The 6032-nt window shown below is 39.9% G+C and carries 8 protein-coding genes; 5 read left to right on the top strand and 3 right to left on the bottom strand.

Annotation, left to right across the window (positions count from 1 at the left end):
* Positions 1-1757, bottom strand: a 1757-nt coding sequence (locus AACZ11_RS11390) for an SLC13 family permease (RefSeq protein ID WP_290626478.1), incomplete at its 3' end; no start/stop codon positions are given.
* A 110-nt stretch (positions 1758-1867) separates the two neighbouring features.
* Positions 1868-2734, bottom strand: coding sequence for an RNA polymerase sigma factor RpoD/SigA (locus AACZ11_RS11385; protein WP_290626480.1), 867 nt, complete (start codon positions 2732-2734; stop codon positions 1868-1870).
* Positions 2735-2858: 124 nt separating this feature from the next.
* On the opposite strand from AACZ11_RS11385, the gene AACZ11_RS11380 reads away from it, so the two are divergent.
* The 5 genes from AACZ11_RS11380 to AACZ11_RS11360 all read left to right on the top strand — a co-directional run bounded on the left by AACZ11_RS11380 (position 2859) and on the right by AACZ11_RS11360 (position 4901).
* A complete protein-coding gene (locus AACZ11_RS11380; RefSeq protein ID WP_290626482.1) occupies positions 2859-3062 on the top strand; it encodes an adenylosuccinate synthetase in 204 nt (67 codons plus the stop codon).
* A 64-nt stretch (positions 3063-3126) separates the two neighbouring features.
* Positions 3127-3771: a hypothetical protein gene (locus tag AACZ11_RS11375; RefSeq protein ID WP_290626484.1), complete on the top strand. Its 645-nt coding sequence runs from the start codon at positions 3127-3129 to the stop codon at positions 3769-3771.
* A 102-nt stretch (positions 3772-3873) separates the two neighbouring features.
* On the top strand, positions 3874-4323 hold the full coding sequence (locus AACZ11_RS11370) for a hypothetical protein (protein ID WP_290626486.1): 450 nt from the start codon (positions 3874-3876) through the stop codon (positions 4321-4323).
* Positions 4320-4520, top strand: a complete 201-nt coding sequence (locus AACZ11_RS11365) for a helix-turn-helix transcriptional regulator (RefSeq protein ID WP_290626488.1) — start codon at positions 4320-4322, stop codon at positions 4518-4520. Before AACZ11_RS11370 ends, AACZ11_RS11365 begins: the two co-directional genes overlap by 4 nt.
* A 114-nt stretch (positions 4521-4634) precedes the next feature.
* A complete protein-coding gene (locus tag AACZ11_RS11360; protein WP_290626490.1) occupies positions 4635-4901 on the top strand; it encodes a DUF1456 family protein in 267 nt (88 codons plus the stop codon).
* A 474-nt stretch (positions 4902-5375) separates the two neighbouring features.
* Here the strand turns inward: AACZ11_RS11360 and AACZ11_RS11355 are convergent, their stop codons facing one another.
* Positions 5376-6032 (bottom strand): hypothetical protein, encoded by a 657-nt coding sequence (locus AACZ11_RS11355; RefSeq protein WP_290626492.1) that lies wholly within the window; start codon positions 6030-6032, stop codon positions 5376-5378.

Here is a 6032-nt window from a genome sequence, read left to right as displayed (position 1 = left end):
ATTAAAAAATGTTTGAATTTATAGATACCCATACCGTAAATCAAGGTATTGGTTTGATAGCCCATAGGAGTAAAAAAACTAAAATTGGCACCAAAAAGCACTGCGAGAATAAATGGTTTTAATGGCAGGGTAAGTCCCGCGGCTACCGCTATGGCTATGGGGGTCATTATAATTGCCGTGGCATTATTGCTCACCACACCACTCATGATCATAGTGAATAAAAAGATCAAGCCAATAATCACCACGTTGGATCGGCCGCTTAAAAAGTCCAGAAGCTTTGTTGATAACCAAGTGTCTGCCCCGGTATTGTGCATTGCAATTCCCAGCGGAATCATTCCTGCCAATAAAAATATAACCTGCCAATTGACACGGTGGTAGATATCGTTAAGCTCAATACAACGTGATAAAAGCAACAGACTTACTCCCAACAGGGCACTGATCAAAATGCTAAGCACACCACTTGCGGCCAGCCCAATTACAACCAAGAGTATTGAAAATGCCAGTCCTCTTTTAAGCGGGCTGCTTTCTACTTTGGACTCGTGCTCTCTTAATACCGCTACGTTCTCAATCTGACTAAGAATATCAATGTCGGGCTTAGGGACTTCTACCAATAAGCGGTCTCCGGGTTTGATTCTAATCTTTTGGATGTCTTTCCGAATGAGGCGCTCCTTTGTATTGCGTATGTTCACTCGTTTCTTAACAGCTATGGGAGTCGCCTTTAACAACGTCTGTTGTCTAATTTGCGTGAGTGTTTTTCCAATAAGGTTGGACCCCGGTAAAATAAGTAACTCGATAAGGGCATTCCCCGAGTGTATCTTTTTCGATTCTTGCATATCGCTTTCAGATTCCGGAACTTGATTGTGTGATAAGGTATCTTCATGTATGGTAAGTCCTTCCGCATCGTTTAAACGGGATAAGTTTTCCAGATCACACATGAGCAGTAGGGCGTCGCCTTCTTTTAATGTAATGTATTGTCCGGGCGCATTCGTGATCTGTCCGTCGCGAGTAAGCTTCAGCAGGGAGACATCTTTGTTGTTGAATAAGAAGGTATCACCTATTTTTTTATCGATTAAAGAAGAATCTTTATTGATCACGGCTGTAGTTACAAAATTCTGAAGGCCGTAGCGGTCTTCAATGGAATCTTCGGAATCTTTAGGAAGCCAGCGAGAGGCAATGGTTACAACTACAATCCCGATAAGCAGAAAAACACTTCCGAAGAGTGTAAATTCAAAAAAACTGAAGCGTTCTGCGCCTAGATTCTGTGAGACCGAATTGACAATTAAATTGGTCGATGTTCCCATGAGGGTACAACTTCCACCCATGATTCCTGCGAAAGAAATAGGAAGTAGTAGTTTCGATTTTGAGATATTGAAACGTTTGGACAGTTCGTCTATGATCTTGATAAAAACGATAACCACTGCCGTAGTACTTATAAATGCCGAGATCCCTGCGGTTATAAACATAAATATTGGAAGCAGGATGAGCAATGGGAGTACGTGGAGATTCTTAAGCATTCTCGCAAGAGCAGCGATCACACCGGTATCTTCCATGCCAATCGCAATGATCATAAGAGAAAGTACGGTAATGGTTGCTGTATTTGAAAATCCTGCAATGGCTTCTTCAGGACTCACTAGACCAAACAGCGCTAGGGATACTACAATAAAGATCGCGATCTTATCTACCGGAAAGACTTCCAAGGCGAATAGAAGTATGGTGCTAAGAAGGATGGCAAAGACGAGTAGAATTTCCAGAGTCATAGGTCCGTTTTGGTCGGTACCCTAAAGATACAAGTAGTGCCTAGACAAAATCATTAAGAAAAACTTAAAAAATTGTGTAGGCACTAATTATCTTGGGTTTTTAGGGTAGACTATCCTAAAAACTTCTTTAAAATATGGCTTTTGGATTGTTGGCGTAAGCGTCTAATCGCTTTTTCTCGAATTTGTCGTACACGCTCACGACTTAAATCGAAAGTGTCTCCAATTTCCTGCAAGGTCATGGCGGGTTGACCACTAAGTCCAAAATTGAGCTTCACCACATCACCTTCACGCGGGGACAAGGTATCAAGCGCCCGACTGATCTCGATCTGTAACGATTCGTGTATTAGATCTTTATCTGGATTGGGGCTTTTGGACGAACTCAAAACATCGTACAAGTTGTTATCGTTTTCACCTTCCTGAAAAGGTGCATCCATCGACAAGCTTCTGTTCGCATTTTTCATGGATTGCTTTACACTGCTAATGGTCATATCCAATTCTTTAGCGATCTCTTCGGCAGAAGGGAGTCGTTGATGAATCTGCTCCAAATGAACAGATGCTTTTCTTATTTTATTGATATCACCAATCTTGTTGAGCGGTAACCGCACAACACGGGATTGTTCTGCGATCGCTTGAAGGATCGACTGACGGATCCACCATACGGCGTATGAAATAAACTTAAAACCGCGGGTTTCATCAAACCGTTTTGCAGCTTTAACCAAACCAACGTTACCTTCATTAATAAGGTCGGGGAGGCTTAATCCTTGGTTTTGATATTGTTTGGCAACAGAAATAACGAAACGCAGGTTCGCCCGTGTTAATTTGTTCAAGGCTCTTTGGTCTCCTTCTCGAATTCGTTGTGCCAACTCAACTTCTTCCTCAGCAGTTATCATATCAATCTTGCTCACATCCTGTAAATAGGTATTTAAGGATTTCGTTTCTCTGTTCGTAACCTGCTTCGTAATCTTGAGTTGTCTCATATATTTGTCTGTTTAAGTATTGATAACAGGGCATAATATCACTTAAACTTTACAATTCCAAATTCTTAACATTATTTGTTAAAATAGCGGGCCGTTCGGTGTATTTTAGTATCTTAAATAAAAAATGTCTTGTACAAAACCTATAGTGTTTTTCTTCTTATTGAGCAATTCCATAGTGGCTGCCCAAATTCCTAAAGAAGTGCCTCATCCGGATACGAATGCGCCCATCGATTTGACCAATCCGGCCGATGTTATTATTTATATCATTATCCCTTTGGTATTTGTTGGGCTCTATTTTGTTTGGCGCCGTCGAAAAAATAGAAAATAGCTTCAGTGTAGTGAATTTGGTGTAATTATTGTTATCATTGTTTCTGAAATTTATGTACCCACGTATGAAACTATTTCTTTCCTCTTTATGTCTACTGGCAGGTGTATTGGCTACGGCACAGATTGAAAATCCAACGGGAACTGTGCAGTTTGAAGCTTCAGAAACGACATCCAATGACGATCCTTCCGGATTTGAACTGCCGGCAGTAAAGACGCCCAGCCTGAGCAATCCGGATACACCTTCAAAATACGATTACTTGGGCGATACCAAGGAAGAAAAACTCGATATTACCAAAGGAGACGGGCTTTTAGAATATAAGACCGATACTGCACCCAAGTATTTTACAAAGGATAAAGCGGTAACTAAAGAAATAGGGGGGGATCAACATCTGGGAGATGTTAGAACCAAATCGGGTATTGTAAGCATACTGTATCGAGACCATGAATATGTGGACGGGGATAACATTCGGGTTTTTGTTAATGAAGATATCGTGCAATCCAACGTGATGATGAGTGGAAGTTTTGGAGGTATCCATATTACTTTGGAATCGGGTTTCAATCGCATTGAATTTCTGGCCCTTAATCAAGGAACTTCAGGACCGAATACAGCCGAACTTCATGTGTACGATGAACATGGGAAATTGATCTCTGCCAAAGAATGGAACTTACTTACGGGAGATAAAGCCACAATCGTTATAGTAAAAGAATAGCTTTTGTTTTACAAAGAACAGAAATAAATAATTTTAAAATGTAAAGTTTACTTTACAAAATAATAACTATATTTGTCATATTGTTAACTTTACTTATACATTATGACCTTAAAGGATATTTACGAATGGGACAAACGAAATTTAGAACGCATTAAGAAATTTCAGTTAGCTTCAAGGTACAAGAAGGTGGGAATTGGAATGAGCTGTGCTGCAGTCATTACGTTGATCACATTAAAATTTACTAACTCGGAACCCTCATGGCTCCATCCCCTCCTGAAAAATTTCCTGTTGTTGGGGATGTTGGTTGTTTCCATATCAAAAGAAGAGATCGAAGACGAATACATAGTGATGTTACGTTCTCAATCGTATCGTATGGCTTTCCTGCTTGGGGTGGTGTATGTTTTCGTACAACCTTACGTTACCTATGGTGTCGAATTGTTACTAAAATCGGAAGAGGCTAGTATGGACATGACTTATTTTCAAGTATTGGTGTTTATGCTGCTTATTCAACTGTTGTTCTTTCATGTACTTTTAAAAAAATGTCACACATGAAAAATACGCTTAAGGTAGAACGTGCCATTCTTGATCTCACGCAAGACGAACTGGCGCAGAAAATTGGCGTATCCCGCCAAACCATCAATTCGATAGAAACCAATAGGTATGTGCCATCTACCGTCCTTTCATTAAAACTATCGGCAGTCTTCGGAAAGCCGGTCAATGCCATATTCTCACTCGAAGAAAAAGATTAATAGCGTAGCCACTGTATGATCAAATTCGTTTAATGGCTTCGGAAGTTTTTCTCTCTACCGTTAAAGCATCGTAAACGTTCAATATTTAAGGCGTATCTTTGTTGAAATTTTTTTATGGGACTCACCAATAATGATATTATGAAAAAATTGCGTGTCGCTCACAAATTGAGGGATGAGGACATTGTTCATATTTGTAGTTTGGTAGATTTTGCAGTTTCGAAAAGTGAACTGGGTGCCATTTTCAGAAACCCGAATCACCCCAAATATATGGAATGCGGCGACCAATTTTTACGAAATTTTTTAAACGGACTCGTAGTGCATTTACGGGGTCCGATGCCTCCGAAACCCGCTTCAGAAAAGAAACCTATAAAAAAAAGCTGAAAGAATCCCAACGGATCCGTTCAGCTTACTCTTTGGTCGGCCAGTTTGCTTCTAAAGTACACTCGGTTTCATTCGTATCCAATTAGGATCTTCTAATGAACTAGGCTCATTTACGTTAGCATGTAGTACGAATGGGCGTAATTTGGTTCTAATTGTTTTGATACGGTGCATTGCTCGGCGTGATTTCATTTCCTTCGATTTTCTGATTGATGTTGCTAGTGGTTGCTTATCTGAAACGACGCTTGTTGTTCCAAACATACCCCTTGGAGGTACTTACTCTTTCTGTTAACTGATTGCTGTCTAAGGTTCTCATAATTTTTAGTTTTTATTGGTTTCTATTATATAGACGACAGGGCTTTAGATTTGTTACAGTACTATGTATTGCAAAGTAATGATTTAACAAAAATTTAAGATTTAATCAAAAAAAATCCCTCATATACTCAGGGATTTAGAACTTCTTATGCGTTATGTACTTTAGAAACCTTCAGGCAGAGGAGCAACTCCGGTTTCGGAATTTCCCATATCTACTGTGACTGCCTCCATAGTTTTAGAGATAAATCCCTTTCGGTATATGATCAAATTCAAATACATGTCTATAGGTGTGGCCGCAAAAACAGATCCAATGCGCGTATGAAACTCCGAGTTGTTCACAAATGCACGGAGAAACCACGTTTGTGTTGTAGGGTTCGCATACGCATAGACTTGATAGCCTTCAATGTTATCGTTAGTGATCGTACTGTGGGTCATAATATCTGTATCACTGCTCACCGTTTCCAAAAAATAATATCCTTGTACGGTCACAATGTAGTCTTGCGTGGAGATCTTGGTATCGTAGTCTTGTAATCCGTCCTTTGAAAGATTTCTAAAGACAAACTCGGCATAATTAATAGGACCGTACTTACTTTGAGCTATATCATAACGTACAATATTATCTGTTGGAGATGAGATCAATAATTTAGATCCGCGAATTTCCGTAAAATTCCCCGGAGCTTCTAAATAGAGACTGCCTTCAGTTTTCATATCGCCCACCACATCCAAGGTTGCCGTTGGGTTGCTAGTATTGACACCCACTTGTGCCATTAGTGCAACACTGCTCACACCCAATAAGAATAGAAGTATAGCTTGTTTCAT

Origin of the sequence: uncultured Altibacter sp. (genome assembly GCF_963972995.1) — a bacterium.
In the GTDB taxonomy this organism is placed as follows: domain Bacteria; phylum Bacteroidota; class Bacteroidia; order Flavobacteriales; family Flavobacteriaceae; genus Altibacter.
Note: the sequence above shows the minus strand (reverse complement) of the source record. Positions and strands in the feature narration are given on the sequence as shown.

Excerpts from the sequence above, each read along its gene's own strand:
- AACZ11_RS11385 (WP_290626480.1), bottom strand. The coding sequence starts at position 2,734 with ATGAGACAACTCAAGATTACGAAGCAGGTTACGAACAGAGAAACGAAA.
- AACZ11_RS11380 (WP_290626482.1), top strand. The coding sequence starts at position 2,859 with ATGTCTTGTACAAAACCTATAGTGTTTTTCTTCTTATTGAGCAATTCC.
- AACZ11_RS11375 (WP_290626484.1), top strand. The coding sequence starts at position 3,127 with ATGAAACTATTTCTTTCCTCTTTATGTCTACTGGCAGGTGTATTGGCT.
- AACZ11_RS11370 (WP_290626486.1), top strand. The coding sequence starts at position 3,874 with ATGACCTTAAAGGATATTTACGAATGGGACAAACGAAATTTAGAACGC.
- AACZ11_RS11365 (WP_290626488.1), top strand. The coding sequence starts at position 4,320 with ATGAAAAATACGCTTAAGGTAGAACGTGCCATTCTTGATCTCACGCAA.
- AACZ11_RS11360 (WP_290626490.1), top strand. The coding sequence starts at position 4,635 with ATGGGACTCACCAATAATGATATTATGAAAAAATTGCGTGTCGCTCAC.
- AACZ11_RS11355 (WP_290626492.1), bottom strand. The coding sequence starts at position 6,032 with ATGAAACAAGCTATACTTCTATTCTTATTGGGTGTGAGCAGTGTTGCA.